The sequence below is a fragment of the Streptomyces sp. NPDC006687 genome, from assembly GCF_040636215.1.
Lineage (GTDB): Bacteria > Actinomycetota > Actinomycetes > Streptomycetales > Streptomycetaceae > Streptomyces.
Genome location: NZ_JBEYJJ010000028.1, coordinates 1 through 24,689 on the forward strand (window position 1 = coordinate 1; position 24,689 = coordinate 24,689).

The following is a 24,689-nucleotide window of genomic DNA, read 5'->3' on the forward strand; positions in this document are numbered from 1 at the left end:
CGTCTCTTCCGGATCTTGTCTGACCCGCGCCGCCCGACACCGCACCGCGTCGCCTTGGCCGGGCACCAAGTACGCCCAGTGCGGCGGCGCCCGGCCAAGGCGCCGATGCACGGCACCTGGGGGGCACCTCCCAGCGGTAGCCGGGGGAGACGCGGGCCTGACCGACAAGACCCGAAAGAGACGACCTGGACGCGCGCTACGGGTCGACGGTCTCCACCACCGGCGGGTGGTCGTGCCAGGTGCAGAACACCGAGACCTCACGGCCGTCACGGGTGAAGGTGACCCGGATCCAGAAGTCCTGCTTCCACACCTGCACCCGCCACCCCGCCTCCGGCGTCGCCGACACCAGCGCGGCGGAGGAGGCCCCGAGGTCCAGGACCACCCGGCCGCCCGAGACGGCGTACCCCTTCACCCCGCCGTCCGCGTCCGGGCGCTGCGGCGCGGCCGCGGGCGGGGCGGACTTCGACCGCGCGGGAGCCGACGGCGCGGCGGACGGCGACGAGGACTGCGGCCCGGAGGACGAGGGCGGCGCCGACGACGGCGATGGTGAGGGGGAGACGGATTCCGAGGGCTCCGGGCCCCGCGTCGAGGAGGACAGCGGCCGGGTCGTCAGCGGGACCGCGAGCGGAGGATCGTACGCCGTACCGGACATGACGGTGTGCACACCCCACCACGACAGGGTCGCGGCGGCCGCGGTCGCCCCCACCCAGGCCATGGCATGTACAAGTCCTCGTCGCATCAGGGCACATACTGCACCACACGTCACAGACCCGTCCCGGCGCCCGCCCGCGTCGCCCGGATGGACTACCGTGCGCCCATGTCCCGTGTGCTCGTGGTCGAGGACGACCAGTTCGTACGTTCCGCCCTCATCCGGCACCTGACCGAGGCCGCCCACACCGTGCGGAGCGTCGGCACGGCCCTGGAGGCCCTGCGCGAGGTCGCCCACCACCGCTTCGACGTGGTCGTCCTCGACCTCGGCCTGCCCGACCTCGACGGCTCCGAGGCGCTGAAGATGCTGCGCGGCATCACCGACGTGCCGGTCATCATCGCCACCGCCCGCGACGACGAGGCCGAGATCGTCCGGCTGCTCAACGCCGGCGCCGACGACTACCTGACCAAGCCCTTCTCCGTCGAGCACCTCTCCGCCCGGATGGCCGCCGTCCTGCGCCGCTCCCAGGCCGCGGCGGCCGAACCGCCCCCGTGCGTGCTGCGCGTCGGCGGGCTCTCCATCGATCCCCTGCGGCGCCAGGCCGAGCTGGACGGGGCCGTACTCGACCTCACCCGGCGGGAGTTCGACCTGCTGGCCTTCCTCGCCGGGCGCCCCGGGGTGGTCGTGGCCCGGCGCGAACTGCTCGCCGAGGTCTGGCAGCAGGCGTACGGGGACGACCAGACCATCGACGTCCACCTGTCCTGGCTCCGCCGCAAACTCGGCGAGACCGCCGCCCGTCCGCGCTACCTGCACACGCTGAGGGGCGTCGGCGTGAAGCTGGAGCCGCCGCTGTGAGCCCCGTACGCGCGGCCGCCGGGCCGCGGACGAACACGACGGCCGCACCGGTGCGCCGCGCGGGCGCGGAAGCGGGCCGGCCGAGGTGAGGTGGGCGCTGGTCAAGGTGTGCCTGGCGGTCACCACCATGGTGGCCGTGGCCTTCGCGGTGCCCCTGGGGCTGGTGGTGCAGGAGATGGCCAGCGACCGGGCCTTCTCCAACGCCGAGCGGCAGGCCGCCACCATGGGGCCCACCCTGTCCATCACCACCGACCCGGTGCAGCTGCGCAAGGCCGTCGAGTCCACCGAGATGGGCGCCGCCCGGCGGATGGCCGTCCACGTCCCCGCCCTCGCCGGCGCCGCCCCCGTGGACATCGGCCCGGGCTGGGCGGGCGCGCACGCGGTGGACGAGACCCGCTCCCTGGGACGGGCCACCACCGCCCGGGCCACCGGCGGGGGCTCCGCGCTGCTCCAGCCCATCGCCCTCGGCTCCGGGGACATCGCCGTCATCGAGATCTACGTTCCGGAGAGCGAGGTCAGCAACGGGGTGGCCACCGCCTGGCTGGTCCTCGCCGGTGTCGGCCTCGCCCTGGTCGTCGGCTCCGTGGCGGTGGCCGACCGGCTCGGCGCCCGCCTGGTCCGCCCGGCCGAACGCCTCGCGGACGCCGCGCACCAGCTGGGGGAGGGCCGGCTGGGGGCCCGGGTCCCCGAGGACGGCCCGAAGGAACTCCGCTCGGCTGCGGTGGCGTTCAACTCGATGGCGGACCAGGTCGTCGAACTCCTCGCCAACGAGCGGGAGCTCGCCGCCGACCTTTCGCACCGGCTGCGCACCCCCCTGACGGTGCTGCGCCTCAACACGGCCTCGCTCGGCGACGGCCCGGCCGCCGAGCACACCCGTGCGGCCGTCGAGCAGCTGGAACGGGAGGTGGACACGATCATCCGCACCGCCCGGGAGCAGCGCCCGCCCGCCGCCGCGCCCGCCACCGCCGGGTGCGACGCCTCCGAGGTGATCCGCGACCGGATGGCCTTCTGGTCCGCGCTCGCGGAGGACGAGGGCCGTACGGTGCGGCTCGCGGGCGTGGACCGCACCGTACGGGTCCCGGTGGCCCGCCCCGAGCTGGCCGCGGCCCTGGACGCCCTGCTCGGCAACGTCTTCCGGCACACCCCGGAGGGCACCCCCTTCGCCGTCGACGTGCACGACGCGGGGGACGCCGTCATCGTCCTCGTCTCGGACGCCGGGCCGGGCATCGCCGACCCGGACGCGGCCCTGCGACGCGGCAACGACGGCGCCCGCGACGGCTCCACCGGGCTCGGCCTGGACATCGTGCGCCGCGTCGCGGAGTCCACCGGCGGTGACGTACGGCTGGGGCGCTCGGTGCTCGGGGGGACCGAGGTACGGGTGTGGCTGGCCCTGGGCGACCGCGCCCGGCGCGGCGGCCGCGGCCCGGGCGCCCGTCGCGCCCGCCGTACCCGCGGCGGCCGCCGGGGCGGGCGGACCGCCTGACCCGCCCTCCTCCACGCCCGGACGGGGGCGCAGATGTTGCCGCGCCCGGCACCCGTACGGAGGGTGGGAGGGACGGAGGGAACCGCACATGAGGGTGATGCTCAGGGCGCACCTGGACACGGCCGCCAGCAACGAGGGCGTCCAGACCGGGGCACTGGTCCAGGCCATGCGGAAGTTCATCGAGAGGGTCCGGCCGGAGGCGGCGTATTTCGGCCTCCACGAGGGCGTGCGCTCCTGCTGGATCGTCTTCGACCTCCAGGAGAGCGCCGAGCTGCCGCTGCTGACCTGGGACCTGTTCAACCGCTTCCACGCCGAGATCGAGGTCACCCCGGTCACGAAGGCGGAGGAGCTGGCGGAGACCCTCACCGCGATCCGCTCCCTGGCCTGAGCCTGGGCCTGATCCTGAGCCGCCGCGCACGCCCGGACACGCGGACACGCAGAAGGCCCCGGTCCGCTTTCGCGTACCGGGGCCTTCCAGCAGGGTGAGTGACGGGACTCGAACCCGCGGCCACCTGGACCACAACCAGGTGCTCTACCAACTGAGCTACACCCACCATGTCCGGTCGTGGAACGACCGGCCGAAGAAAAGGGTACAGGGTCCGGGAGGGTGCTCGCTCCCCCCTTTTCCCCGTACCCCTCCGGCAGGAAGTCCTACGGGCCTACTCGCCGGCGACCACGTGCTTGGCGGCGATGGCCCTGGCCGTGTCCGAGTCGGGCCCCGGCTGCGGGACGAAGACCGCCTCGCGGTAGTACCGCAGCTCGGCGATGGACTCCTTGATGTCCGCGAGCGCCCGGTGGTTGCCGTTCTTCGGCGGGCTGTTGAAGTACGCCCGGGGGTACCAGCGGCGCGCCAGCTCCTTGACCGAGGACACGTCCACGATCCGGTAGTGCAGGTGGGCCTCCAGCGCCGGCATGTCCCGCGCGAGGAACCCGCGGTCGGTCCCGACGGAGTTCCCGCACAGCGGGGCCTTGCGCGGCTCCTTGACGTGCTCACGTACGTACGCCAGGACCTGCGCCTCGGCGTCGGCCAGGGTCGTGCCGCCGGCCAGCTCGTCGAGCAGGCCGGAGGCGGTGTGCATCGCGCGCACCACGTCCGGCATGGTCTCCAGGGCCGCGTCCGGCGGGCGGATCACGATGTCCACCCCTTCGCCGAGCACGTTGAGCTCCGAGTCGGTGACCAGCGCGGCCACCTCGATAAGTGCGTCGTCCGTCAACGAGAGCCCGGTCATCTCGCAGTCGATCCACACCATGCGATCGTTCATGCGCCCCACCTTATGCCGAAGGCCCCCCGCCGTGGTGTCCGGCTGAAGCGGGGGGCCCTCGTCATGCGACGTCCGGGTCCTGCGGGTGGCGGCTACGCGTGCTCGCGCAGCACCCGCCCCGGGGAGTACAGCTCCGTCACGCTCGGACCGGAGGCGGCCAGGGCCGCCGCGGCCCGCTGGGGCTGCGGGGTGCGCTGGTGCGGCAGCGGTCCGCCCGAGAGCTCCGAGACCGGGGTCACGTCGGCCTGCGGACGGCGCGCCCGGTAGGCGGAGCGGTAGGCGGCCGGGGAGGACCCCAGCTGCCGGCGGAAGTGGCCGCGCAGGGCCACCGGGGAACGGAAGCCGCAGCGCCCGGCGACCTCGTCGACCGAGTAGTCGGAGGTCTCCAGCAGCCGCTGCGCCTGGAGCACCCGCTGGGTGATCAGCCACTGGAGCGGCGCGCTGCCGGTGAGCGAGCGGAAGCGCCGGTCGAAGGTGCGCCGGCTCATGTAGGCGCGGGCGGCCAGCGTCTCCACGTCGAACTGCTCGTGGAGGTGTTCCAGGGCCCAGGCCACGACCTCGGCCAGCGGGTCGGCGCCGATCTCCTCCGGCAGCGACCGGTCGAGGTAGCGCTCCTGGCCGCCGGTGCGGCGCGGCGGGACGACGAGCCGGCGGGCCAGCGCCCCGGCCGCCTCGCTGCCGTGGTCCGTGCGCACGATGTGCAGGCACAGGTCGATTCCGGCCGCGGTCCCGGCGGAGGTCAGCACGTCGCCGTCGTCGACGAACAGCTCGCGCGGGTCGACATGGACGGACGGGTAGCGCTTGGCCAGCGTCGGCGCGTACATCCAGTGCGTCGTCGCGGGCCGGCCGTCCAGCAGTCCGGCCGCGGCGAGGACGAACGCCCCCGTGCACAGGCCGACGATGCGGGCGCCCTCCTCGTGGGCCAGCCGCAGGGCGTCGAGCGCCTCCGGCGGCGGCGGGGAGGTGATGGAGCGCCAGGCCGGGACGACGACCGTGCCCGCCCGGGCGATGGCCTCCAGTCCGTACGGCGCGCTCAGTTCGAGTCCGCCGGTGGTCCGCAGCGGACCGTCCTCCCCGGCGCACACGAGCAGCCGGTAGCGCGGAACTCCGGCGTCCTGGCGGTCGATGCCGAACACGGACAGCGGAATGGAACTTTCGAAGATCGGTCCGCCGCTGAACAGCAGCACCGCGACGATCTCCCTGCGGCGACGCCCCGCGAGCTTCCTGCCCGCGTCGGCGATGACTGCGGTGGAATCCTGGCTCATGACGCTAAGCCCCCCTTGGGTGTCGCGACTCCTTGGTCTGGTCGCACCTGCACGTTTCCCCTCGGCCTTGCACGTGGATCCCCCGCCGTAAAAGCATGATCGAATCTACTGCGTCCCGTGGTGTCGGCGTGACAAGTTCAGCACGCAGCGCTATGTCGACTTGGCAACTTGGCGAAAAGCATTCGATCAGGAAGCGTTCCACTCCGCTAGCCGTACGGGAACCTCGCGATCCGGGCGTGGCCAGTACCCATGGGGTGTTTTGGCCCCCTTCGCTCTGTAGTCCCTGGTGGTAGGGGGGTTGGGGGGACATTCCGGCAAGGGAAGCATCTGGTCCGGAAGTTGGCTGAAAACAACCGGGTGTGTACGTGCGAACCGGTCAGTCGTGAGGGGAAGGGGCCGGGGAGCCGTGGCAGCCGCGGTGCGCGCCGGACCCGCTGCGGGAGTGCCGGCCGCGGTGCCCGTGCGCGACCGGCTCCTGCGGCAGTACCCGCGCCGCGGCCCGTCCGTTCTTCTCCGAGTGCCGCAGCAGCACCCGGCAGGCGGCCGTGACGGCGGCCAGCCCCAGGGTGGCCACGGCGGCCCCGCCGTACGAGGTCCCGTAGACGACGAGCACCACGGGGACGAGCAGGCAGCTGAAGGCCGCCCAGCGCACCACGTCACCCGCGGGGTCGTCATGCGGCCGCCCCGCGGCGGACCCCACGGACGGGTGAAGCCGGCGACGGCCCGGCGGGGTGAGGGCGGCCCGGGACGGGGCGGACGCGGCCGGCGGAGCGGGCTGGACGGGCGGGACGGGGTGAACCGGATGTCCGGGCACGGCGTACTCCCTGCGGGCTCTTCCTGGACGGGCGGACCCTTGTCCAACGCCGTGTGCGGGTCCCGGTCACTGCGCGCACGGGTGGCGCGGGCGCCTTCCGTCACTGGCTGTAGGGGGCAGCGGCCATTGCAAAGGGGGCCGTGCTCCGGCATGCTCCCTTGGACGCTCTCCAGGGACGGCAAGCCCTGTGCAGGACGGGAGTGTCGCCGTACCCTGGGAGCAAGGGCTTGGAAAGATGCTTCCAGGACAGAACTCCGTCACGCAGCGTCGCCGAAACCCCCGCCTCGTCGTCAGAAACCCCGAGCCGCCGCAACCGTCCCTGTCGCTTCCCCCGAGGACTTTTCGCCGAGACATCCATGGCCGGTCACGAATTCTTCGAACCCGCGGACCGCAAGCGCAAGCATTCCGCCGATTCCGTATCGAGCGACCTGCGCGCGGTGGAACAGACACGCCTGCCCTGCGACCCGGCCTTCCGGCACGGGGTGGTGGTCGGCTTCGACGGCTCCACGTCCAGTGAGCGCGCCCTCGCGTACGCCATCGGCATGGCCCGGCGGTCCGGCTCCGGCCTGATCATCGTGCATGTGGCGAACCGGCTCCCCACCACCGTGTGGGCAGGCTGCGAGCCGCCCGTCTTCGTGGACGTGCCGGACCACCGCACCGAGGTGCTGGGTCTGGAGCTGGCCTGCGCGGACTACCTGACCGAGGTGCCGTGGATCCTCGTCGAGCGGGGCGGGGACATCTGCCACGAGCTGGAGGAGGTCGGCCGGGAGTACTCGGCGGACGCCATCGTGGTGGGCTCCACGCACGGCCTCGTCGGCCGGGTCTTCGGCTCGGTCGCGGGGCGGCTGGCCAAGCGGGCGCAGCGACCCGTCGTTGTCATTCCGTGACCCTGTGTAAGCCGGTTGTGCGGTTGTGAACCCGCGTAAAGGGTAGATAAGTGCTGCTGGGACGCAGCAAACAACTGCAGATCGAAGGGAGCCCGCCGTGGACAATGGTGTCTCTGCGGGAAGCACGGCCTCGACTTCGACCCTGGGGAACATCGCCCTGGGTCTCACCCTTCTCGCGTTCGGTATCGGCCACACCGGCGTCCTCGACGGTGTCACCGCTGCCAGCTCCGTGTCGCTCGCGATGTACGTCGGCGGCGCGGCCCTCTTCCTCCTCGGCCTCCTCGAATACCGGGGCGGCAACGGGTTCAACGGCACGGCCTTCGCGGGCCTGGGCGTCTTCTGGTTCACCTGGGCCAAGGGCGCGGGCGCCCCGCTGTCCGACGAGGCTGCCGGAACGTTTCTGGTCTTCTTCGCGCTGCTGGCGCTGAGCCTGACGCTCGCCGCCGCGAGCGGCGTGTTCGGACAGGGCGTCTACGGACTGCTGACCCTCGCCCTCCTGCTGCTGGCCATCGCCTCCTTCGCGGACAGCGCGACCCTGGCCAAGGCGGGCGGCTGGGTCGCGGCCGTGTCCGGGCTGCTGGCCTGGTACGGGGCCACCGCCGCGCTGGCGCACTGGCCGATGGCCCTGGGCAGGACGTCCCGGCGGGGAGCGGTCGCGGCCGGCTGAACGGGCGGCCGGACACCGTACGCACCGCACAACGCGCAGGGGCGCCACCGGAGTTCCGGTGGCGCCCCTGCCGCGTGCTATTCGACGGTGACGGACTTCGCCAGGTTGCGCGGCTTGTCGATGTCCCGGCCCAGGGCCAGGGCCGTGTGGTAGGCCAGCAGCTGGAGCGGGATGCCCATCAGGATCGGGTCCAGCTCGTCCTCGTTCTTGGGGACGAGGATCGTGTGGTCGGCCTTCTCCTGCGTCCGGTGGGCGACCGCGAGGATCCGGCCGCTGCGGGCCTTGATCTCCTCCAGCGCCGCGCGGTTCTTCTCCAGCAGGTCGTCGTCCGGGACGATCGCGACCGTCGGCATCGCGGGCTCGATGAGCGCGAGCGGACCGTGCTTGAGCTCGGAGGCCGGGTACGCCTCGGCGTGGATGTAGGAGATCTCCTTCAGCTTGAGGGACGCCTCCAGGGCCACCGGGTAGCCGCGGACCCGGCCGATGAACATCATCGACTTGGCCTCGGCGTACTCGGCCGCCAGCTTCTTGATGTCCTCCTCGCCCTCCAGGATCTCCTGGATCTGGCCGGGGAGCTTGCGCAGGCCCTCGATGATCCGCTTGCCGTCGGCCACGGACAGGTCGCGGATGCGGCCCAGGTGCAGGGCGAGCAGGGCGAAGGCGGTGACGGTGTTCGTGAAGCACTTGGTGGACACGACACAGACCTCGGGGCCGGCGTGCACGTACACGCCGCCGTCGGCCTCGCGGGCGATGGCGGAGCCGACCACGTTGACCACGCCGAGGACGCGGGCGCCCTTGCGCTTGAGCTCCTGGACCGCCGCGAGCACGTCGTAGGTCTCACCGGACTGGGAGACCGCGATGTAGAGGGTGTCGGGGTCCACGACCGGGTTGCGGTAGCGGAACTCGGAGGCCGGCTCGGCGTCGGCGGGGATCCGGGCCAGGCTCTCGATGAGGCCGGCGCCGATCATGCCCGCGTGGTACGAGGTGCCGCAGCCGAGGATCTTGACCCGGCGGATACCGCGAGCCTCGCGCGGGTCCAGGTTCAGGCCGCCCAGGTGCACGGTGGAGAACCGGTCGTCGATCCGGCCGCGCAGCACGCGGTCGACCGCGTCGGGCTGCTCGGAGATCTCCTTGTGCATGTAGGTGTCGTGGCCGCCCATGTCGTAGGAGGCGGCCTCCCACTCCACGGTCTCCGGCGTGGCGGTGGTCGTCGTACCGCTGGTGGTGTAGGTGCGGAAGTCGTCGGCCTTGAGGGTGGCCATCTCGCCGTCGTCGAGGGTGACGACCTGGCGGGTGTGGGCGACGAGCGCGGCGACGTCCGAGGCGACGAACATCTCCTTCTCGCCGATGCCCAGGACGACCGGCGAGCCGTTGCGGGCGACGACGATGCGGTCGGCGAAGTCGGCGTGCATGACGGCGATGCCGTACGTGCCCTCGACCACCTTGAGCGCCTCGCGGACCTTCTCCTCCAGGGTGACGGCCTGGGAGCGGGCGATCAGGTGGACGAGCACCTCGGTGTCGGTCTCGGAGACGAAGACCACACCGTCGGCCTCCAGCTTGGCGCGGAGCTCGGCGGCGTTGTCCACGATGCCGTTGTGGACGACCGCGACCTTGTTCTCGGCGTCGAGGTGGGGGTGGGAGTTGAGGTCGCTCGGCGCGCCGTGCGTGGCCCAGCGGGTGTGGGCGATGCCGGTGGTGCCGGCGAAGCGCTTGGGGACGCGCGACTCCAGGTCACGGACCCGGCCCTTGGCCTTGACGACCTTCAGGGCCGCGGACTTGGGGCTGTTGACGACGATGCCCGCCGAGTCGTAGCCGCGGTATTCGAGCCGCTGGAGGCCCTCCAGCAGCAGTGGTGCCACGTCGCGCTTGCCGATGTAACCGACGATTCCGCACATACGGTGTTGCCCCTCCTGAAGTTCGGTGTCCGTGCCCGGACGCGTACCGGCCCGTGCGGGCCCGCCTGGTCTTGAGACGATGCGGCGTCTCAGCCGTAGACGATGCGGCGCAGCTGCCGGAGCGAGAGCTCCGGAGGCGCCACGGCACGGTGCGGCAGTTCCGCCGCGATCCGCTCGAAGATCTCCGCGTTGACCGACCCGCCGGACTGCAGCTCGCGGTGGCGGCGGCGGACGAACTCCTCGGTGGTCTCGTCGAAGTACGCGAGCACGTCGAGCACCACCCGGGCGGCCTCGCCGCGCTGCAGCGCGGTGGTGCGTACCAGGTGGTCGACGAGTTCGTCATGGGACGGTCGGCGGTCGAGCACCAGTAGATATTGACGGTCCGGGGGCGGAAACGCAAAGATCCTGCCCGGAAGCGGGCAGGATCCTGCTGGTCTGGACCAAGGAACGGATGATTCCGGTCTCGATCCCGGCTCGATTCCGTCGCGATGCCGGTCTCAAGGGGTGGTGAAGCCGCCCAGGATGGCGGCCTTTGCCGCCGAGAACTCCTCCGCCGTGAGCACCCCGGCCCGGTGCAGTTCGCCGAGCTCGCGCAGGCGCCGCAGCAGGGTGTCGTGGTCCGCCGGCTCACCGGCCAGGACGGGGGCGGCGTCGGCGAGGGGGAGGGCCGGGGCGGGAACGGCGGGCGCCGCCGCCGGGGCGGGGGCCGCCGGGTGGGGCATCCGGACGGCCACGGCCGCCGCGACCAGCGCCATCAGCGGGTCCTTCTTGAAGCCGAAGAGCTCCACCGTGCAGGGGTCGTACTTGGGCGCCGGCGCCGGCGGGGCGCCCGCCAGGGTGAAGCGCAGCCAGCCGTTGTCCAGCCCCTTCGAGGGGGCCCACTCCACCGCCCGCACGTCCGCCACCCGGAACGTGCGCGGGCCGCCCGAGGACTTCGCCTCCTCGGTGGTCCAGTTCCAGTCGAGCACCACCCGGTCGCCGTCGAAGGACGCCGTCCCGTCGCCCGCGCCGGCCGAGACCGGCACCGCCGGGCCCGGCAGCAGGTAGGTGTCCGAGGGCCCGGGGTCCACCTGGTCCAGCAGCAGCGCGTGCCGGACCTCGTCCACGAAGTACTCCGCCACACCCGACCGGTCCGGCTCCACGGTCAGCCGGTAGGGGTCCGAGGACTCCGGCAGCCGTCCGCCCGTCACCTGGAGCAGCGGGTCGGCGCCGTCGCGCAGCCTCAGCCGCAGCCGGCCGGCCCTGCGGCCGGGCTCGTAGCTGATCCCCCCGATGGCGCGCAGCGGCACCACCACCTCACCGAGCGCCTGCCGGAGCAGCCCCACCCCCTTGTCGCGGCCCGGCACGACGCGCACCGCGTCCCCGTCGAAGGTCCACGTACCGTCCTTCTGGATGATTTCCGCCATCCGGGCATTCTCCCACCGGTATGTGGAGCCCCGGTGGGGGGTGTTGGGCCTATACCTGGGCGCATGTCAGTCCTGCGCGTACCGCGCCGCACGCTCGGCTCCCTGTGCGGCCTCCTGCTCCTGTCCGCCGCCGTCTCCTGCACCGCGGCCCACGGCGACGACGCCAAACCGGCCGCCGCCGCCCCCCTCACCCCCTACCAGCGGCTCCTGCCGGCACCGTCCTCCGTACGGGCCGAGGGCCCCGGGTACGCCTTCGGCGCGGGCACGGTCATCCGGACCGGCGGTCCCGGCACGCCGGAGGAGGTCCGGCGGATCGGCGAACTCCTCGCGGAGCAGCTGCGCGGGCCGAGCGGTCTGCCGCTGCCGGTGGCGGACGGCTCGGACGGGGCGGCCGGCGACGGGGTGCGGCTGCTCCTCGACCCGGGGGCCGGGGGGCTCGGCGAGGAGGGCTACCGGCTGCGGAGCACCCCCACGGGCATCACCCTCACCGCGCGCACCCCGGCGGGCCTCTTCCACGCGGGCCAGACCCTGCGGCAGCTGCTGCCGGTGCGCGGCGCGGGGACGGTCCCGGGCGCGACGGTGACGGACAGCCCGCGCTTCGCCTACCGCGGAGCCATGATCGACATCGCCCGGCACCACTTCCCGGTGGAGCAGGCCAAGCGCTACGTCGACCAGCTCGCCCAGTACAAGTTCAACACCCTGCACGTGCACCTCACCGACGACCAGGGCTGGCGCATCGCGATCGACTCCTGGCCCCGGCTCGCCGAGTACGGCGGCGCGAGCGAGGTCGGCGGCGGCCCCGGCGGCTCCTGGTCCAAGGAGGACTACCGCGAGCTGGTCGCCTACGCGGCGGACCGCTACGTCACCGTGGTACCGGAGATCGACATGCCGGGCCACGTCAACGCCGCCCAGGCCGCCTACGGCGAGCTGACCTGCGACGGCAAGGCGCCCGCGCGCTACACCGGCACCAAGGTCGGCTTCAGCTCCCTGTGCGTGGGCAAGGAGCGCACGTACGAGTTCGTCGACGACGTCCTCGGCGAACTCGCCGCCCTCACCCCCGGCCCCTACCTCCACATCGGCGGCGACGAGGCCCACTCCACCCCGGCGGCGGACTACGCGGCGTTCATGGACCGCGCCCAGGCGGTGGTGGCCGCGCACGGCAAGACGGTGATGGCCTGGCACCAGCTGGCCTCCGCCCGCCCGGCGCCGGGAGCGGTCCTCCAGTACTGGGGCCATGACCGGACGCCCGACGCGGAGAAGACGGCGGTCGCGGCGGCGGCCAAGGCGGGCCACCGCCTGGTCCTCTCACCGGCGGACCACGCCTACCTGGACATGAAGTACGACAAGCGGACCGGGCCGGGTCTGGCCTGGGCGGGCTACGTCCCCGCCCCGCGCGCCTACTCCTGGAACCCGGGCAGCTACCTCCCCGGTGTCCCCGAGTCCGCGGTCCTCGGCGTGGAGGCCCCGCTCTGGACGGAGACCATCTCCAGCCGCTCCGACTGGGAGCTGATGGCCTTCCCCCGCCTCCTCAGCCTGGCGGAACTCGCCTGGTCGCCCGCGACCGCCCTGGACTGGACCGCCCACCGGGCACGCCTGGCCGCCCAGGGCCCCCGGCTGGACGCCCAGGACATCACCTACTACCGGGCTCCGGAGGTGCCGTGGCCGTAGCGGGCCCGGCGGTCACCCGGTGCGGGGAGCGAGCTGCTCGTGGCTCGGGTTGAAGAGCCTGACGCGGGTGAGTCTCACGCCGAAGCCGGAGGGGCGGCTACGAAGGACCGGATCGGAGCCGCCCCCTCCTTGGTCACCGTCAGCGGTGGGCGTAGGGGGCTATGGGGTTTTCGAGGGTGCCGATCAGTTGGAGGGCCGCCGAGGGGTCGGAGAGGTCGACCATTTGTTGGTTGTTGCGGAGTTGGAGGCGGTTCAGGCAGGAGAGCTGGAATTCCGGGGTGAAGAGGTCGTAGCGGGCGAAGCGGTCCGCGAGGGTGGGGTGGGACTGCTGGTAGTCGTGGGCGCAGTCCGCCACCGCCTGCCAGAACGTCGGTTCGTCGCAGATGCCTTCCGTGACCAGGATCGCGTTCAGGAAGCGGAAGAAGCAGTCGAAGACGTCCGTGAAGACGGACAGGAGCTTCATGTCCTCCGGGATGTCCGCCCGGATGCGTTCGACGGCCGGCGGGAGGACCGCGGTCGGGTCCATGACCACGATCTCCTCGGCGATGTCCTTGAAGACCGCCCGCTGCACCACCCCGTCCCTGATCACCAGGATGGTGTTCTCGCCGTGCGGCATGTAGGCGAGGTCGTACTGGTAGAAGCAGTGCAGGAGGGGGAGGAGGTAGGCCCGGAGGTAGGGGCGGAGCCATTCCGACGGGGTGAGGCCCGATTCGGCGATCAGGGCGCCCACGAAGGACTTTCCGTCCGCGTCCACGTGGAGGAGGGAGGCCATCGTGGCCAGGCGTTCGCCGTCCCGGAGGGAGTTCACCGGGGACTCGCGCCACAGCGCGGCCAGCATCTTGCGGTACGGGGAGTAGCGGTCCGTCGCGCGTTCGTACTGGCGGTGGTGGTAGCCGATCGCCGCGCGCTCGCGGATGATCGAGAAGTCGACCGAGCGGAGGGTCTCGTCCGACTCGATCAGCCGGTGGAGCCAGTCGTTGATGGCCGGGGTGGCCTCCATGTAGGCGGCGGAGAGGCCGCGCATGAAGCCCATGTTCAGGACCGAGATGGCCGTCTTGACGTAGTGCTTCGTGGGCGTCGTGGTGTTGAAGAAGGTGCGGATGGACTGCTGGGGGAGGTAGGCGTCCTCGCCCTCGCCCAGGAGGACCAGGCGCTGGTTGGCGATCTCGGCCGCGAAGGTGACCGTCGTCTTGTTCCACCACTGCCAGGGGTGGACCGGGAGGTAGTGGTAGTCGGACGGGTCGAGGCCCAGGGCCGTCAGTTTCGCCTCGAAGCCGGCGATGGCCGCCTCGCCCAGTTCCTCGCGCAGGAACGTGTCGTGGTCCAGGCCCGCGCCCGCGGTGAAGGTGGAGACCTCCTTGTGGGCGGCGGCCCAGACCAGGTGGACCGGGCTCGCGGTCTCGGGGGCGTACGCGCGGTACTCGTCGACGCCGAAGCCCAGGCGGCCGTTGTTGGCCACGAAGCAGGGGTGGCCCTCGGTCATGCCCGTCTCGATGTCCTGGAAGGAGGACTTGGCGAGGGTGGGGGAGGGGGTTTGCGGCTTGGTGTACTTGTAGGCCGTGCCGGCCAGGGTGGAGGAGATCTCCTCCAGGTAGACCGGGAGGACTTCCTCGCTCAGGCCCAGGGAGTGGCGGAGCTCTATGTGGAAGTCCAGGGCGTCCAGGCCCGCTGCCGCGCCGTCGCGGTGGCGGGTGACGGAGGACTCGTCCACCGACCAGTGGTCCAGGGCGTGGACGACGGCACGGAAGCGGTACTCGACCGTGCCGTCGTCGCTGAGGACGCGGTAGTGGTCATCGCCCAGGGGCTCCGGGGTCAGCAGGCGTTCGTGGGAGAACTCCGCCAGGGCCTTGCGGACCAGGGCGCGGTTGGCGCGGGCCCACAGCTCGGGGGTGAGGTGGGTGACGGCGTCGGAGAGGTTCATATCGAGACCCCGGTGGTGTGGGCGGTGGCCGCCTCGAACTGGGCGCGGGTGCAGAAGCTGAGGAGGGCTTCCTTCTCCGGCTTGGTGACGGGGCCTTCCGCGACGAAGCCGACCGCCTCGTTGAGGGCGTGGACCGCCGTGTTGCGGACGTCCGGCTCGACCACGACGCGCTCGGTGGCCGGGTCCGCGAAGAGGGCCGCCATGACGGTGGTGATGACCGCGCGGGTGAAGCCGGAGAGCGGGGTGTCGGTCGGGGCGACGAGGAAGTGCATCCCGACGTCCCCCGGCCGGGTCTCGTACAGGCCGACGAGCTCCAGGTGCGCGGGGTCGTAGCTCTCCATCAGGAAGGCCGGGCGGCCCTCGTGGAGGCCGAGGAAGGCGTGGTGGTGCTCGTGCGCGGTGATCCGGACGTACTCGCGTTCGACGTCGGTGAGGGTGGCGTCCTGCATCATCCAGAACCCGGCCTTCGGGTGGGTGACCCAGGCGTGCAGGAGTTCCGCGTCGGCGAAGGGGTCCAGGGGGCGGATCGAGAAGGTGCCCAGGACCGGGTCGGTGCGGGAGAAGAGGGTGGTGGTGCTCATACGTACGTGCCTTCCGGGGCCGCGAACTGCTGGAACGCGATGGACTTCTCGACCTTGTAGTACTCCCGGCCGAGGAGCTCACCCACGATGTACGCGTTGCGGTACGCGGCCATGCCCAGGTCGGGCGAGGTGAGGGAGTGGTTGTGGGTGGTGCCGTTCTGGAGGTAGACCCCGCGGCCGGTGACGTCGACGGCGTAGTTGCGGCCGGCGTCGAGACGGCCGTGGCCGTCGAAGTTCAGGCGGTGGCGGACGGGCGCCAGGAACTCCGGGACGCGGTACCGGTAGCCCGTGGCGAGGACCAGGCCCTCGGTGGTCAGGGAGAAGTCCCGCTCCTGCTCCTCCTGGCGCAGGCCCAGGGTGTACGTGCCGGTGGTGGTGTCGTACGCCGTGCTGTTCAGGGAGGTGTTGGTGAGCAGGGTGGTGGGGACCGGGCCCGGCATGGTGATCTTCTTCTGGTAGAGCAGGTCGAAGATGGCGTTGATGAGGTCGCCGTCGATGCCCTTGAAGAGGTTCTTCTGCTGGGTCTCCAGCCGGTAGCGGGTCTCCTCGGGGAGGGCGTGGAAGTAGTCCACGTACTCCGGGGAGGTCATCTCCAGGGTGAGCTTGGTGTATTCGAGGGGGAAGAAGCGCGGGGAGCGGGTCACCCAGTTGAGCTGGTAGCCGTGGACGTCGATCTCGGTGAGGAGGTCGTAGTAGATCTCGGCGGCGCTCTGGCCGGAGCCGATCAGGGTGATGGACCTCTTCCGCTGGAGGGCCTCCTTGTGCTCCATGTACGCGGAGTTGTGGAGGAGGTCGCCGCCCAGGTTCTCGCAGGACGCCGGGACGTGCGGCGGGGTGCCGGTGCCGAGGACCAGGCGGCGGGCCAGGAACGTTTCACCGCCGTCCGTGCGCACCGCGTAGACCCCGGCCGCCTCGTCGTACGTGACCTCGGTGACGGAGGTGGAGTACCGGACGTTGTCGAGCCGGTCGGCGGCCCACCGGCAGTAGTCGTTGTACTCGGCGCGCAGCGGGTAGAAGTTCTCCCGGATGTAGAAGGAGTACAGCCGGTCCTTGTCCTTCAGGTAGTTCAGGAAGGAGAAGGGCGAGGTCGGGTCGGCGAGGGTGACCAGGTCCGACATGAACGGCGTCTGGAGGTGCGCGCCGTCGAGGAACATCCCCGCGTGCCACTCGAAGTGCGGCTTCGACTCGATGAACAGGCCGTTCAGCTCGTCGATGGGCGCGGTCAGGCAGGCGAGTCCCAGGTTGAAGGGACCCAGGCCGATGCCGATGAAGTCGTAGGGCTCAGCGGTGGACGGCAAGGGACTCTCCCAGGAACTGTTCGGCGTGTGCGGCGACGAGGTCGAGGACGGCGGTGATGTCGGCCGTCGTGGTCTGCGGGTTGAGGAGGGTGAACTTCAGGTACTGCTTCCCGTCGACCTTGGTCCCGGCGACGACGGCCTCGCCGGAGGCGAACAGGGCCTTGCGGGCGTGCAGCTGGGCCTCGTCCAGGAGGTCGGGGCGCGGTTCGCCACCGTCACCGTCCAAGGTCGGGACGTAGCGGAAGACCAGGGTGGAGAGCTGCGGTCTGACGACGACCTCGAAGCGGGGGTCGGCGTCGAGGATCTCCCAGCCGGCGGCGGCCAGGTCCACGACCTCGTCGAAGAGCGAGCCGACGCCGTCGGCGCCCATCACGCGCAGGGTCATCCACAGCTTGAGGGCGTCGAAGCGGCGGGTGGTCTGGATCGACTTGTCGACCTGGTTGGGGATCCGCTCCTCGGCCATCCGCCGGGGGTTGAGGTAGTCCGCGTGGTAGGTGGCGTGCCGCAGGGTGTCGCGGTCGCGTACCAGCATCGCGCTGGAACTCACCGGCTGGAAGAAGGACTTGTGGTAGTCCACGGTGACCGAGTCGGCGTGCTCGATACCGTCGAGGAGGTGCCGGCGGGTGGGAGAGGCCAGCAGCCCGCAGCCGTAGGCGGCGTCCACGTGCATCCAGGCGGAGTGCTCGGCGGTCAGGCGGGAGATCTCGGGGAGCGGGTCGATGGACCCGAAGTCGGTGGTGCCGGCGGTGGCGACGACGGCCATCGGGAACAGGCCCTCGGCGGCGCAGTTCTCCAGCTCCAGGGCGAGCAGGGAGGTGTCCATCCGGCGGTGGCGGTCGACGGGGACGCAGATGACGGCCTCGTAGCCGAGGCCGAGCATGGCGGCCGACTTCTGCACGCTGAAGTGGCTGGCCTCGGAGGTGAAGACGCGCAGCCGGGGCAGGAGTTCGGCCTTGGTGAGCTCGGTGCCCTCGTCCAGGGCCCGCTTCATGACGATCCGGCACGCCTCGTCGCGGGCGAGGAGCAGCGCGTGGAAGTTCGACTGGCTGCCGCCGGAGGTGAAGACGCCGTCCGCGCCCTCGCCGAGGCCGATGCGGCGGGCGGTCCAGTCGATGAGGCGGCGCTCGATGAGCGTGCCGCCGATGGACTGGTCCCAGGTGTCGAGGGAGGAGTTGACGGCGGACAGGACGGCCTCGCCGACCACCGCCGGGATGACGACCGGGCAGTTGAGGTGGCCCAGGTAGCGCGGGTGGTGGAAGTAGACGGCGTCGCGCAGGTAGACCTCCTCCAGCTCGTCGAGGGCGGCGGTGGCGTCACCCAGCGGGCGGTCGAGGTCGATGCCGTCGATGACCGGGGCGAGTTCGTCCACGGAGATGCCGGTGTGCGGGCGGTGCGTGGCCGCGAGTCTGGCGGCGACGCGGTCGACGCCCTCGGAGACGGTGCGCCGGTAGAGGTCCGTGGTCGTCTCGTTCAGCAGATGCGAGCGCATCGACTTTTCCTCCGGGCGGGGAGAGCGGGGGGCGGGATAAGCAGGATTAGGTTAGCCTAACCTAAGTTGGATCACAAATAGGGAAGGGCCCCGGCAGCTGCCGGGGCCCTTCCCAAATGGCTTGTAAAAGACGTGAGTTGACTAGAGGTCGGCCGTCGGGTCCTCGCTCGGCGCCGTGCCCGCGTACGCCTCCGCCAGCAGCTGCTCCTCGCTCGCGCCGAGCCGCCAGTAGCCGGTGAACCGCACCGCCCGCCGGTCGATGGAACGTTCCTGCACCAGGTGGCGGCGGACCGCCCTGATCGTCCCCGCCTCGCCCGCGAGCCAGGCGTACGGGGTCCCGGAGGCGGGCAGCTCGGTCGCGCGCAGCGCGTCGAGCACCCTCCCGGTGCGCGCCGCCGCGTCCGCGCCCTTCTCGCGCACGATCCAGGTGATGTCCGCGTCCGCGAGGGTGTGCAGGCCGAGGCGGTCGTCCGCGTGGGGCACCTCGAACCATGCCTTCACCCTGGTCCCGGCGGGCAGCCGGTCCAGGATGGCGCCGGCCGCCGGCAGGGCCGTCTCGTCGGCGTACATCAGTACCGTGTCGGAGCCCTCCGGCCGCTGGAAGCGGACCGACTTGTTCTCCGCCACCGCCGGGCCGATCGCCATGATGCGGCGGCCGGTGACGGCCCGGCCCGCCCAGCGGGAGGCCGGGGAGGTGTCCCCGTGGAGGACGAAGTCGACGTCCACCTCGTGCGCCCCGCCCTGCGTACGCCGCTGCTCGCGCACGGTGTACGAGCGCATCACCGGGCGCTCCTCCTCGGGCATCGCCCGCCAGGCCGCGAACCAGGTGTCCTCGTCGGTGGAGGGGAGTTCGGTGTGCTCCCGGTCCCCGACGGGGAGGAAGAGGGACACGCTCTGGTCGTAGCCGCCCGAGCGGAACTCCGCGAGGCGGTCGCCGCCGAAGGTCACGCGCAGGAACGAGTGGCCGAGGCGGCGGGTGCGCAGGACCTCAAGGGTGAAGAAGCGGTAGTGCGCGGCGGCGGGTGCCGCGTCGGAGGCGGTGGCGGAAGCGGTGGCGGTCATGCGGAGAGGTCCCCCTCGGTTGCCGGGTCAGCCGAGCTTCTTGGCGTTCTGGATGGTCTTCGCGAGGTCCTCGAGCAGCTGCGCGCACTTCTCGTACGAGTAGATCGGCTCGGTGACGCGCGGGGCGACCTGGCCGGCCTTGACCGCCGGGAGCTCGTTCCAGGTCGGCTTGGCCTTCAGGGCCTCGGGCTGGAGGGCCTGGGTGCGGTTGTCGAGCAGGATGACGTCGGCCTTGTACTTGCCGGCGTTCTCCCAGCTGAGGCTCTCGAAGAAGCCCTGGGGGTCCAGCTTGTCCTGCTCCGGGGTGACGAACTCGACCCCGAGGGACTCGAAGTACTTCAGGTCCGCGGAGGTCTTCGGGGTGGAGACGTAGAACATCTGGTCGGAGCCGGAGCCGACGAGGACCTTGACGCCCGGGTTGGCCTTGACGGCCTCGCGCACCTTGGCGGAAGCGGCGTCGAAGCGGGCCTTGGCGTCGGCGCTCTTCCTGGTGTTCAGGTCGGCGCCGAGGGACTTGGCCAGGTCCGCGGTGCGCTCCAGGGCCTTGTCCATGGAGACCTTGTCGCCCACGCCGATGGCGGCGGCCGGGGCCAGCTTCAGGATCTTGTCCTTGGACGCCTCGGGGACGTACCAGTACGAGCCGTCCCAGGTGTTGGTGGCGAGGAGGTCGGGCCTCAGGGCCGCGTACTTCTCGACGTTGAACTCGTCGTAGACGTTGCCGAGGATCTCGACCTTGGAGATGTCCATGGAGCCGGCCATCGGGTCGGGCTTGCCGTCCGCCAGCTTGGTCGGTCCGAAGACGCCCTTGACCTGCACGCCGTAGTCGTAGAGCGCGGCGGCGGTGCCGGTGTAGGCCACGACGTTCTTCGGCGTGGACTTGGCGGTGGCCTCCTTGCCCAGGTCGTCCTTGAAGCTCCAGGCGCCCGCCGAAGCCCCGCCCTTGTCGCCCGCGCCGTCCTTCGCCGTGTCGCCGCCGCCGCACGCGGTGAGCGCCGCGACGAGGCCGAGGGCGCCGCCGGCCGCGAGGAGACCGCGGCGGGAGAGGAGGGTGGAGCTGGGCTTGGGCATGTCGGTGTCCGCTTTCGTACGTGCAGGGCGGCTGCGAAGGTGGGCCGTTCGGAAGGAAGGTTAGCCTAACCTTGGCCGAAAGCGGTAAGGGGGCCCTAACTTCGCGGTGTACCGGTGCACGACAGCAAAGCGGCCCGCGCCTGGGGCGCGGGCCGCTGCAAGGGCGATACGGGACGGGGATCAGCCGGCGAAGCCCAGTTCGCGGGCGATGAGCATCCGCTGGACCTCGCTCGTGCCCTCGCCGATCTCCAGGATCTTCGAGTCCCGCCACATCCGGGCCACGGGGTACTCGTTCATGAACCCGTAGCCGCCGTGGATCTGCGTGGCGTCACGGGCGTTGTCGACGGCGACCGTGGAGGAGTACAGCTTCGCGATGGCCGCCTCCTTCTTGAACGGCTCGCCCGCCACCAGCCGCGAGGCCGCGTCCCGCCAGCCCAGCCGGGCCATGTGCGCGCGCGTCTCCATGTCGGCCAGCTTGAACTGGATGGCCTGGTTGTCGCCGATGGCCTTGCCGAACGCCTGCCGCTCCTTGGCGTACTTCACCGACTCGTCCACACAGCCCTGCGCCAGACCGGTGGCCAGCGCCGCGATGGCGATCCGGCCCTCGTCGAGGATCCGCAGGAACTGGGCGTACCCGCGGCCCTCTTCGCCCACCAGGTTGGCGACCGGAACCCGGACGTCGTCGAAGGAGAGCTCGCGGGTGTCCGAGGAGTTCCAGCCGACCTTGGAGTACGGCGCGGCCACCGTGAAGCCCGGGGTGCCGGACGGGACGATGATCGAGGAGATCTCCGGGCGGCCGTCCGCCTTGCGGCCGGTGACGGCGGTGACCGTGACCAGACCGGTGATGTCCGTACCGGAGTTGGTGATGAAGCACTTGGAGCCGTTGATCACCCACTGGTCGCCGTCGCGGACGGCCGTGGTGCGGGTGCCGCCCGCGTCGCTGCCGGCACCGGGCTCCGTCAGGCCGAACGCGCCGAGCACCTCGCCGGCGCACAGCTTCGGCAGCCACTCCCGCTTCTGCTCCTCCGTACCGAACAGGTAGATCGGCATGGCGCCCAGGGAGACGCCCGCCTCCAGGGTGATGGCGACCGAGGAGTCGACGCGGGCCAGCTCCTCCAGGGCGATGCCGAGGGCGAGGTAGTCGCCGCCCATGCCGCCGTACTCCTCCGGGAAGGGCAGGCCGAACAGGCCCATACGGCCCATCTCGCGGACGATCTCGTACGGGAACTCGTGGCGCTCGTACAGGTCGCCGATCTTCGGAGCCACCACGTCGTGCGCGAACGCCTCGACGGTACGGCGGAGTTCCTCGTGCTCGGGGGTGAGCCGGTGGTCGAGGGGCATGGCTTCGTTACTCCTTGTGGGAGAGGGCGCGGACGGTACGGGAGGGGCTGGGACGGCCCAGCTGGTCGGCCATCCACACGCTCGTGGCGGTGAGGGCGGCCAGGTCGACCCCGGTCTCGATGCCGAGGCCGTCGAGCATCCACACCAGGTCCTCGGTGGCCAGGTTCCCGGTGGCGCTCTTGGCGTACGGGCAGCCGCCGAGGCCGCCCGCCGAGGCGTCGACCGTGGTCACGCCGTGCTGGAGCGCGGCGAGGGTGTTGGAGAGGGCCTGCCCGTAGGTGTCGTGGAAGTGCACGCCGATCCGGGGGGTGGCCACGCCCGCCGCGTTCAGCTCGTGCAGCAGCACCTGGACGTGGCCGGGGGTGGCGACGCCGATCGTGTCGCCGAGGCTCAGCTCGTCGCAGCCGAGGTCGAGGAGGGCCTTGGCGACGCCGACCACCTGCTGGACCGGGACCGCGCCCTCCCAGGGGTCGCCGAAGCACATCGACAGGTACCCGCGCACATGCGCCCCGGCCGCCTTGGCCCGGGCCACGACGGGCTCGAACATGGCGAGGGACTCGGCGACCGTACGGTTCAGGTTGCGCGCGGCGAAGGTCTCGGTGGCCGAGCCGAACACCGCGATACGGCCGGCCCCGAGGGCGAGCGCGCGGTCGAGGCCGCGCTCGTTGGGCACGAGGACGGGGAGGTCGGCGGGGACGTCGGAGAGCAGCGGGAAGAGCTGCTCGGCGTCCGCCAGCTGCGGGACCCACTTGGGGTGGACGAAGCTGGTGGCCTCGACGGTGGTCAGGCCGGCGGCGGCCAGCCGGTGGATGAACTCGGCCTTCACCTCGGTGGGGACGGCCGTCTTCTCGTTCTGGAGCCCGTCCCGCGCGCCGACCTCGTGGATCCGCACCCGTGGCGGGAGCCCGGCGGGGGCCGGGACGGTCATGGGCAGCCCGTTCACGCCGCTTCCTCCTCCGCGTCGGGGGTGATCACGGCCAGGACCTGGTCCATGGCCACCGTGGAGCCGGGGGTGACGTCGAGTTCGGTGACGGTGCCGGCGTGCGGGGCGGAGATGACGTGCTCCATCTTCATGGCCTCGACCACCAGGAGGCTCTGGCCGGCCGCCACCTTGTCGCCCACGGCCACCTTGACGACGGTGACGGTGCCGGGCATGGGGGCGGCGAGGGTGTCGGCCCCTGCCCTTCCGCTGCCGCTGAGGGCCGCGGTGACGGGGTCGTGGCGCTGGACGTGCCAGGAGTCTGCGTCGCGGCCGAGCCAGGTCCCGTCCGGGGAGGGGGCGTGGGAGAAGTGGTGCGTGACGCCGTCCAGTTCGACCGTGAGGCGGTCGGGGGTGAGGCTGAGGACGCGGCCGCGGGCCGGTGCGCTGGGGCTCTGCCCCGGACCCCGCGTCTCAAGCTCGCCCGGACTCCGTCCGGGGGTACCCCCGGACGGGGCTGAACTTGGTGCGCCGCCGTTGTCGGCTGCGGGCCCATCAAGGAGGATCTCCTGCTCCAGCCCCCGCTGCCGGGTGCGGACCGTGACCGGGTCCTGGCCCGGGAGGCGGAAGTGGTGCACCGTCCAGGCCGGGGTGCCGCCCAGGCGCCAGCCGTGGGTGGCGTCGAACGGGTCCGCCCAGCCGGTGCCCCCGGCAGGGTTCCGGGAAGGGGCGGGGTGGGGGAGGTCCAGAAGCGCGGCCGCCGCGTAGACCTCCGGCGGGACGCCCTCCGGGAGCAGGGTCGGCAGGTCCCGTTCCACCAGCCCCGTGTCCAGGTTGCCCGAGACCACGTCCGGGTGGGCCAGGAGCCTGCGCAGGAAGCCGGCGTTGGTCTGGACGCCCAGGATGACGGTGTCCGCGAGGGCCCCCCGCAGCATCCGCAGGGCCGTGGCCCGGTCGGGGCCGTGGACGATCACCTTCGACAGCATCGGGTCGTACGTCGACCCCGTGTCCACCCCGGCCACCAGCCCGGAGTCCGTCCGCACCGCACCGCCCGACGGCTCGGACAGCGCCAGGACCGTCCCCCCGGACGGCAGGAACCCGCGCGCCGGGTCCTCCGCGCAGACCCGGGCCTCGATGGCGTGCCCGGTCAGCCGGACGTCGTCCTGCCCGAAGTCCAGCGGAGCCCCCGACGCCACCCGCAGCTGCTGCTCCACCAGGTCCAGCCCGGTGATCAGCTCCGTGACGGGGTGCTCCACCTGGAGGCGGGTGTTCATCTCCATGAAGTAGTACGAGGACGGGTCGCCGCCCGGCACGATGAACTCCACCGTGCCCGCGCCGACGTACCCGCAGGAGCGGGCCGCCTCCACGGCCGCCGCGCCCATCGCCGCCCGGATCTCCGGGGTGAGGAGGACGGAGGGGGCCTCCTCGATGACCTTCTGGTGGCGCCGCTGGAGCGAGCACTCGCGCTCGCCCAGGTGCACCACGTTGCCGTGCGCGTCGGCCAGTACCTGGATCTCGATGTGCCGGGGCCGGTCCACCCAGCGCTCCACCAGCAGGGTGTCGTCACCGAAGGAGGAGCGGGCCTCGCGCCGGGCCGCCGCGATCTCGTCCGCCAGCAGGCCCGCGTCCCGGACCAGCCGCATCCCCTTGCCGCCGCCGCCCGCCGAGGGCTTCAGCAGCACCGGCATGCCGATCTTCTCGGCCGCCTCCACCAGCTCGGCGTCCGACAGGCCGCTGCCGGAGGAGCCCGGGACGACCGGGACCCCGGCGGCCTTGACGGTCTCCTTGGCCCGGATCTTGTCGCCCATCAGGGAGATCGCCGATGCGGGCGGCCCGATGAAGGCCAGACCCGCCTCCGCGCACGCCTGCGCGAAGCCCGCGTTCTCCGCGAGGAAGCCGTAGCCGGGGTGGACGGCCTCGGCGCCGGTGCGGCGGGCGGCGTCGAGGAGCCGTTCCACCGACAGGTAGCTCTCGGCGGCCGCCGCCGGGCCGATCCGGACGGCCGTGTCGGCCTCCCGGACGTGCCGCGCGTCCGCGTCGGCGTCGCTGAAGACGGCCACGGAGCGGATGCCGAGCTCCCGCAGGGTGCGGATGACCCGTACGGCGATCTCGCCCCGGTTCGCCACCAGAACAGTGCTGAACATCAGTGAGGTCCTCAC

The 24,689-nt window shown here is 71.9% G+C and carries 22 protein-coding genes and 1 tRNA gene; 6 read left to right on the plus strand and 17 right to left on the minus strand.

What is annotated here, in order from left to right; translation table 11 throughout:
- Positions 1 to 196: 196 nt before the first annotated feature.
- Entirely contained in the window at positions 197 to 739 is a 543-nt protein-coding gene (locus ABZ716_RS24105; RefSeq protein WP_358961632.1) for a hypothetical protein, read from the minus strand.
- 78 nt (positions 740 to 817) lie between these two features.
- On the opposite strand from ABZ716_RS24105, the gene ABZ716_RS24110 reads away from it, so the two are divergent.
- From ABZ716_RS24110 to ABZ716_RS24120, 3 genes are all read left to right on the plus strand, one after another.
- Complete coding sequence (locus ABZ716_RS24110; RefSeq protein ID WP_351885260.1) at positions 818 to 1,504, plus strand: response regulator transcription factor; 687 nt, start codon at positions 818 to 820, stop codon at positions 1,502 to 1,504.
- Positions 1,505 to 1,589: 85 nt separating this feature from the next.
- Complete coding sequence (locus ABZ716_RS24115) at positions 1,590 to 2,987, plus strand: HAMP domain-containing sensor histidine kinase (RefSeq protein WP_358961634.1); 1,398 nt, start codon at positions 1,590 to 1,592, stop codon at positions 2,985 to 2,987.
- 88 nt (positions 2,988 to 3,075) lie between these two features.
- Positions 3,076 to 3,375, plus strand: coding sequence for a hypothetical protein (locus tag ABZ716_RS24120; RefSeq protein ID WP_358810090.1), 300 nt, complete (start codon positions 3,076 to 3,078; stop codon positions 3,373 to 3,375).
- A 93-nt stretch (positions 3,376 to 3,468) separates the two neighbouring features.
- Here the strand turns inward: ABZ716_RS24120 and ABZ716_RS24125 are convergent.
- The 4 genes from ABZ716_RS24125 to ABZ716_RS24140 all read right to left on the minus strand — a co-directional run bounded on the left by ABZ716_RS24125 (position 3,469) and on the right by ABZ716_RS24140 (position 6,214).
- Positions 3,469 to 3,541 (minus strand) — tRNA-His (locus ABZ716_RS24125).
- A 105-nt stretch (positions 3,542 to 3,646) separates the two neighbouring features.
- The gene (orn, locus tag ABZ716_RS24130; RefSeq protein WP_358810089.1) at positions 3,647 to 4,249 is read right to left on the minus strand and encodes an oligoribonuclease; all 603 of its coding nucleotides are present in this window, start codon (positions 4,247 to 4,249) and stop codon (positions 3,647 to 3,649) included.
- Positions 4,250 to 4,341: 92 nt separating this feature from the next.
- Positions 4,342 to 5,514: a helix-turn-helix domain-containing protein gene (locus tag ABZ716_RS24135; protein WP_358810088.1), complete on the minus strand. Its 1,173-nt coding sequence runs from the start codon at positions 5,512 to 5,514 to the stop codon at positions 4,342 to 4,344.
- 376 nt (positions 5,515 to 5,890) lie between these two features.
- Positions 5,891 to 6,214: a hypothetical protein gene (locus ABZ716_RS24140; protein ID WP_358810226.1), complete on the minus strand. Its 324-nt coding sequence runs from the start codon at positions 6,212 to 6,214 to the stop codon at positions 5,891 to 5,893.
- Between the two features lie 470 nt (positions 6,215 to 6,684).
- On the opposite strand from ABZ716_RS24140, the gene ABZ716_RS24145 reads away from it, so the two are divergent.
- Both ABZ716_RS24145 and ABZ716_RS24150 read left to right on the plus strand, forming a co-directional pair.
- Positions 6,685 to 7,215: a universal stress protein gene (locus ABZ716_RS24145; protein ID WP_351885275.1), complete on the plus strand. Its 531-nt coding sequence runs from the start codon at positions 6,685 to 6,687 to the stop codon at positions 7,213 to 7,215.
- Positions 7,216 to 7,312: 97 nt separating this feature from the next.
- Positions 7,313 to 7,882 carry an acetate uptake transporter gene (locus tag ABZ716_RS24150; protein WP_358961637.1) on the plus strand — a complete coding sequence of 190 codons (570 nt, stop codon included), beginning with the start codon at positions 7,313 to 7,315 and terminating at the stop codon, positions 7,880 to 7,882.
- 77 nt (positions 7,883 to 7,959) lie between these two features.
- On the opposite strand, the gene glmS is transcribed toward ABZ716_RS24150, so the two are convergent.
- The 3 genes from glmS to ABZ716_RS24165 all read right to left on the minus strand — a co-directional run bounded on the left by glmS (position 7,960) and on the right by ABZ716_RS24165 (position 11,183).
- Positions 7,960 to 9,777: a glutamine--fructose-6-phosphate transaminase (isomerizing) gene (gene glmS / locus ABZ716_RS24155; RefSeq protein ID WP_358810086.1), complete on the minus strand. Its 1,818-nt coding sequence runs from the start codon at positions 9,775 to 9,777 to the stop codon at positions 7,960 to 7,962.
- Positions 9,778 to 9,866: 89 nt separating this feature from the next.
- Positions 9,867 to 10,142 carry a hypothetical protein gene (locus ABZ716_RS24160; protein ID WP_351885284.1) on the minus strand — a complete coding sequence of 92 codons (276 nt, stop codon included), beginning with the start codon at positions 10,140 to 10,142 and terminating at the stop codon, positions 9,867 to 9,869.
- Between the two features lie 132 nt (positions 10,143 to 10,274).
- Complete coding sequence (locus tag ABZ716_RS24165; protein ID WP_358810085.1) at positions 10,275 to 11,183, minus strand: DUF4429 domain-containing protein; 909 nt, start codon at positions 11,181 to 11,183, stop codon at positions 10,275 to 10,277.
- 63 nt (positions 11,184 to 11,246) lie between these two features.
- Between ABZ716_RS24165 and ABZ716_RS24170 the strand changes: the two genes are divergently transcribed.
- Positions 11,247 to 12,851 (plus strand): beta-N-acetylhexosaminidase, encoded by a 1,605-nt coding sequence (locus ABZ716_RS24170; protein ID WP_358961639.1) that lies wholly within the window; start codon positions 11,247 to 11,249, stop codon positions 12,849 to 12,851.
- Between the two features lie 139 nt (positions 12,852 to 12,990).
- On the opposite strand, the gene ABZ716_RS24175 is transcribed toward ABZ716_RS24170, so the two are convergent.
- The 9 genes from ABZ716_RS24175 to ABZ716_RS24215 form a co-directional block, all read right to left on the minus strand.
- Entirely contained in the window at positions 12,991 to 14,772 is a 1,782-nt protein-coding gene (locus ABZ716_RS24175) for an IucA/IucC family siderophore biosynthesis protein (protein WP_358961642.1), read from the minus strand.
- Positions 14,769 to 15,353 carry a GNAT family N-acetyltransferase gene (locus tag ABZ716_RS24180; protein ID WP_358961644.1) on the minus strand — a complete coding sequence of 195 codons (585 nt, stop codon included), beginning with the start codon at positions 15,351 to 15,353 and terminating at the stop codon, positions 14,769 to 14,771. The genes ABZ716_RS24175 and ABZ716_RS24180 overlap by 4 nt, the downstream gene beginning before the upstream one ends.
- Positions 15,350 to 16,651 (minus strand): SidA/IucD/PvdA family monooxygenase, encoded by a 1,302-nt coding sequence (locus ABZ716_RS24185; RefSeq protein WP_358961647.1) that lies wholly within the window; start codon positions 16,649 to 16,651, stop codon positions 15,350 to 15,352. The genes ABZ716_RS24180 and ABZ716_RS24185 overlap by 4 nt, the downstream gene beginning before the upstream one ends.
- Positions 16,635 to 18,140, minus strand: a complete 1,506-nt coding sequence (locus tag ABZ716_RS24190) for an aspartate aminotransferase family protein (RefSeq protein WP_358961649.1) — start codon at positions 18,138 to 18,140, stop codon at positions 16,635 to 16,637. Before ABZ716_RS24190 ends, ABZ716_RS24185 begins: the two co-directional genes overlap by 17 nt.
- A gap of 141 nt (positions 18,141 to 18,281) precedes the next feature.
- Positions 18,282 to 19,202, minus strand: a complete 921-nt coding sequence (locus ABZ716_RS24195) for a siderophore-interacting protein (protein ID WP_358961651.1) — start codon at positions 19,200 to 19,202, stop codon at positions 18,282 to 18,284.
- A 27-nt stretch (positions 19,203 to 19,229) separates the two neighbouring features.
- Positions 19,230 to 20,270 (minus strand): ABC transporter substrate-binding protein, encoded by a 1,041-nt coding sequence (locus ABZ716_RS24200; RefSeq protein WP_351885309.1) that lies wholly within the window; start codon positions 20,268 to 20,270, stop codon positions 19,230 to 19,232.
- A gap of 180 nt (positions 20,271 to 20,450) precedes the next feature.
- Complete coding sequence (locus ABZ716_RS24205) at positions 20,451 to 21,611, minus strand: acyl-CoA dehydrogenase family protein (RefSeq protein WP_358810078.1); 1,161 nt, start codon at positions 21,609 to 21,611, stop codon at positions 20,451 to 20,453.
- Between the two features lie 7 nt (positions 21,612 to 21,618).
- Positions 21,619 to 22,539: a hydroxymethylglutaryl-CoA lyase gene (locus ABZ716_RS24210; protein WP_355970537.1), complete on the minus strand. Its 921-nt coding sequence runs from the start codon at positions 22,537 to 22,539 to the stop codon at positions 21,619 to 21,621.
- Between the two features lie 11 nt (positions 22,540 to 22,550).
- Positions 22,551 to 24,674, minus strand: a complete 2,124-nt coding sequence (locus tag ABZ716_RS24215) for a biotin carboxylase N-terminal domain-containing protein (protein WP_358961653.1) — start codon at positions 24,672 to 24,674, stop codon at positions 22,551 to 22,553.
- Positions 24,675 to 24,689: the final 15 nt, after the last annotated feature.

Excerpts from the sequence above, each read along its gene's own strand:
- ABZ716_RS24105 (WP_358961632.1), bottom strand. The coding sequence starts at position 739 with ATGCGACGAGGACTTGTACATGCCATGGCCTGGGTGGGGGCGACCGCG.
- ABZ716_RS24110 (WP_351885260.1), top strand. The coding sequence starts at position 818 with ATGTCCCGTGTGCTCGTGGTCGAGGACGACCAGTTCGTACGTTCCGCC.
- ABZ716_RS24120 (WP_358810090.1), top strand. The coding sequence starts at position 3,076 with ATGAGGGTGATGCTCAGGGCGCACCTGGACACGGCCGCCAGCAACGAG.
- orn (WP_358810089.1), bottom strand. The coding sequence starts at position 4,249 with ATGAACGATCGCATGGTGTGGATCGACTGCGAGATGACCGGGCTCTCG.
- ABZ716_RS24135 (WP_358810088.1), bottom strand. The coding sequence starts at position 5,514 with ATGAGCCAGGATTCCACCGCAGTCATCGCCGACGCGGGCAGGAAGCTC.
- ABZ716_RS24145 (WP_351885275.1), top strand. The coding sequence starts at position 6,685 with ATGGCCGGTCACGAATTCTTCGAACCCGCGGACCGCAAGCGCAAGCAT.
- glmS (WP_358810086.1), bottom strand. The coding sequence starts at position 9,777 with ATGTGCGGAATCGTCGGTTACATCGGCAAGCGCGACGTGGCACCACTG.
- ABZ716_RS24165 (WP_358810085.1), bottom strand. The coding sequence starts at position 11,183 with ATGGCGGAAATCATCCAGAAGGACGGTACGTGGACCTTCGACGGGGAC.
- ABZ716_RS24170 (WP_358961639.1), top strand. The coding sequence starts at position 11,247 with ATGTCAGTCCTGCGCGTACCGCGCCGCACGCTCGGCTCCCTGTGCGGC.
- ABZ716_RS24175 (WP_358961642.1), bottom strand. The coding sequence starts at position 14,772 with ATGAACCTCTCCGACGCCGTCACCCACCTCACCCCCGAGCTGTGGGCC.
- ABZ716_RS24180 (WP_358961644.1), bottom strand. The coding sequence starts at position 15,353 with ATGAGCACCACCACCCTCTTCTCCCGCACCGACCCGGTCCTGGGCACC.
- ABZ716_RS24190 (WP_358961649.1), bottom strand. The coding sequence starts at position 18,140 with ATGCGCTCGCATCTGCTGAACGAGACGACCACGGACCTCTACCGGCGC.
- ABZ716_RS24195 (WP_358961651.1), bottom strand. The coding sequence starts at position 19,202 with ATGACCGCCACCGCTTCCGCCACCGCCTCCGACGCGGCACCCGCCGCC.
- ABZ716_RS24200 (WP_351885309.1), bottom strand. The coding sequence starts at position 20,270 with ATGCCCAAGCCCAGCTCCACCCTCCTCTCCCGCCGCGGTCTCCTCGCG.
- ABZ716_RS24205 (WP_358810078.1), bottom strand. The coding sequence starts at position 21,611 with ATGCCCCTCGACCACCGGCTCACCCCCGAGCACGAGGAACTCCGCCGT.
- ABZ716_RS24210 (WP_355970537.1), bottom strand. The coding sequence starts at position 22,539 with ATGACCGTCCCGGCCCCCGCCGGGCTCCCGCCACGGGTGCGGATCCAC.
- ABZ716_RS24215 (WP_358961653.1), bottom strand. The coding sequence starts at position 24,674 with ATGTTCAGCACTGTTCTGGTGGCGAACCGGGGCGAGATCGCCGTACGG.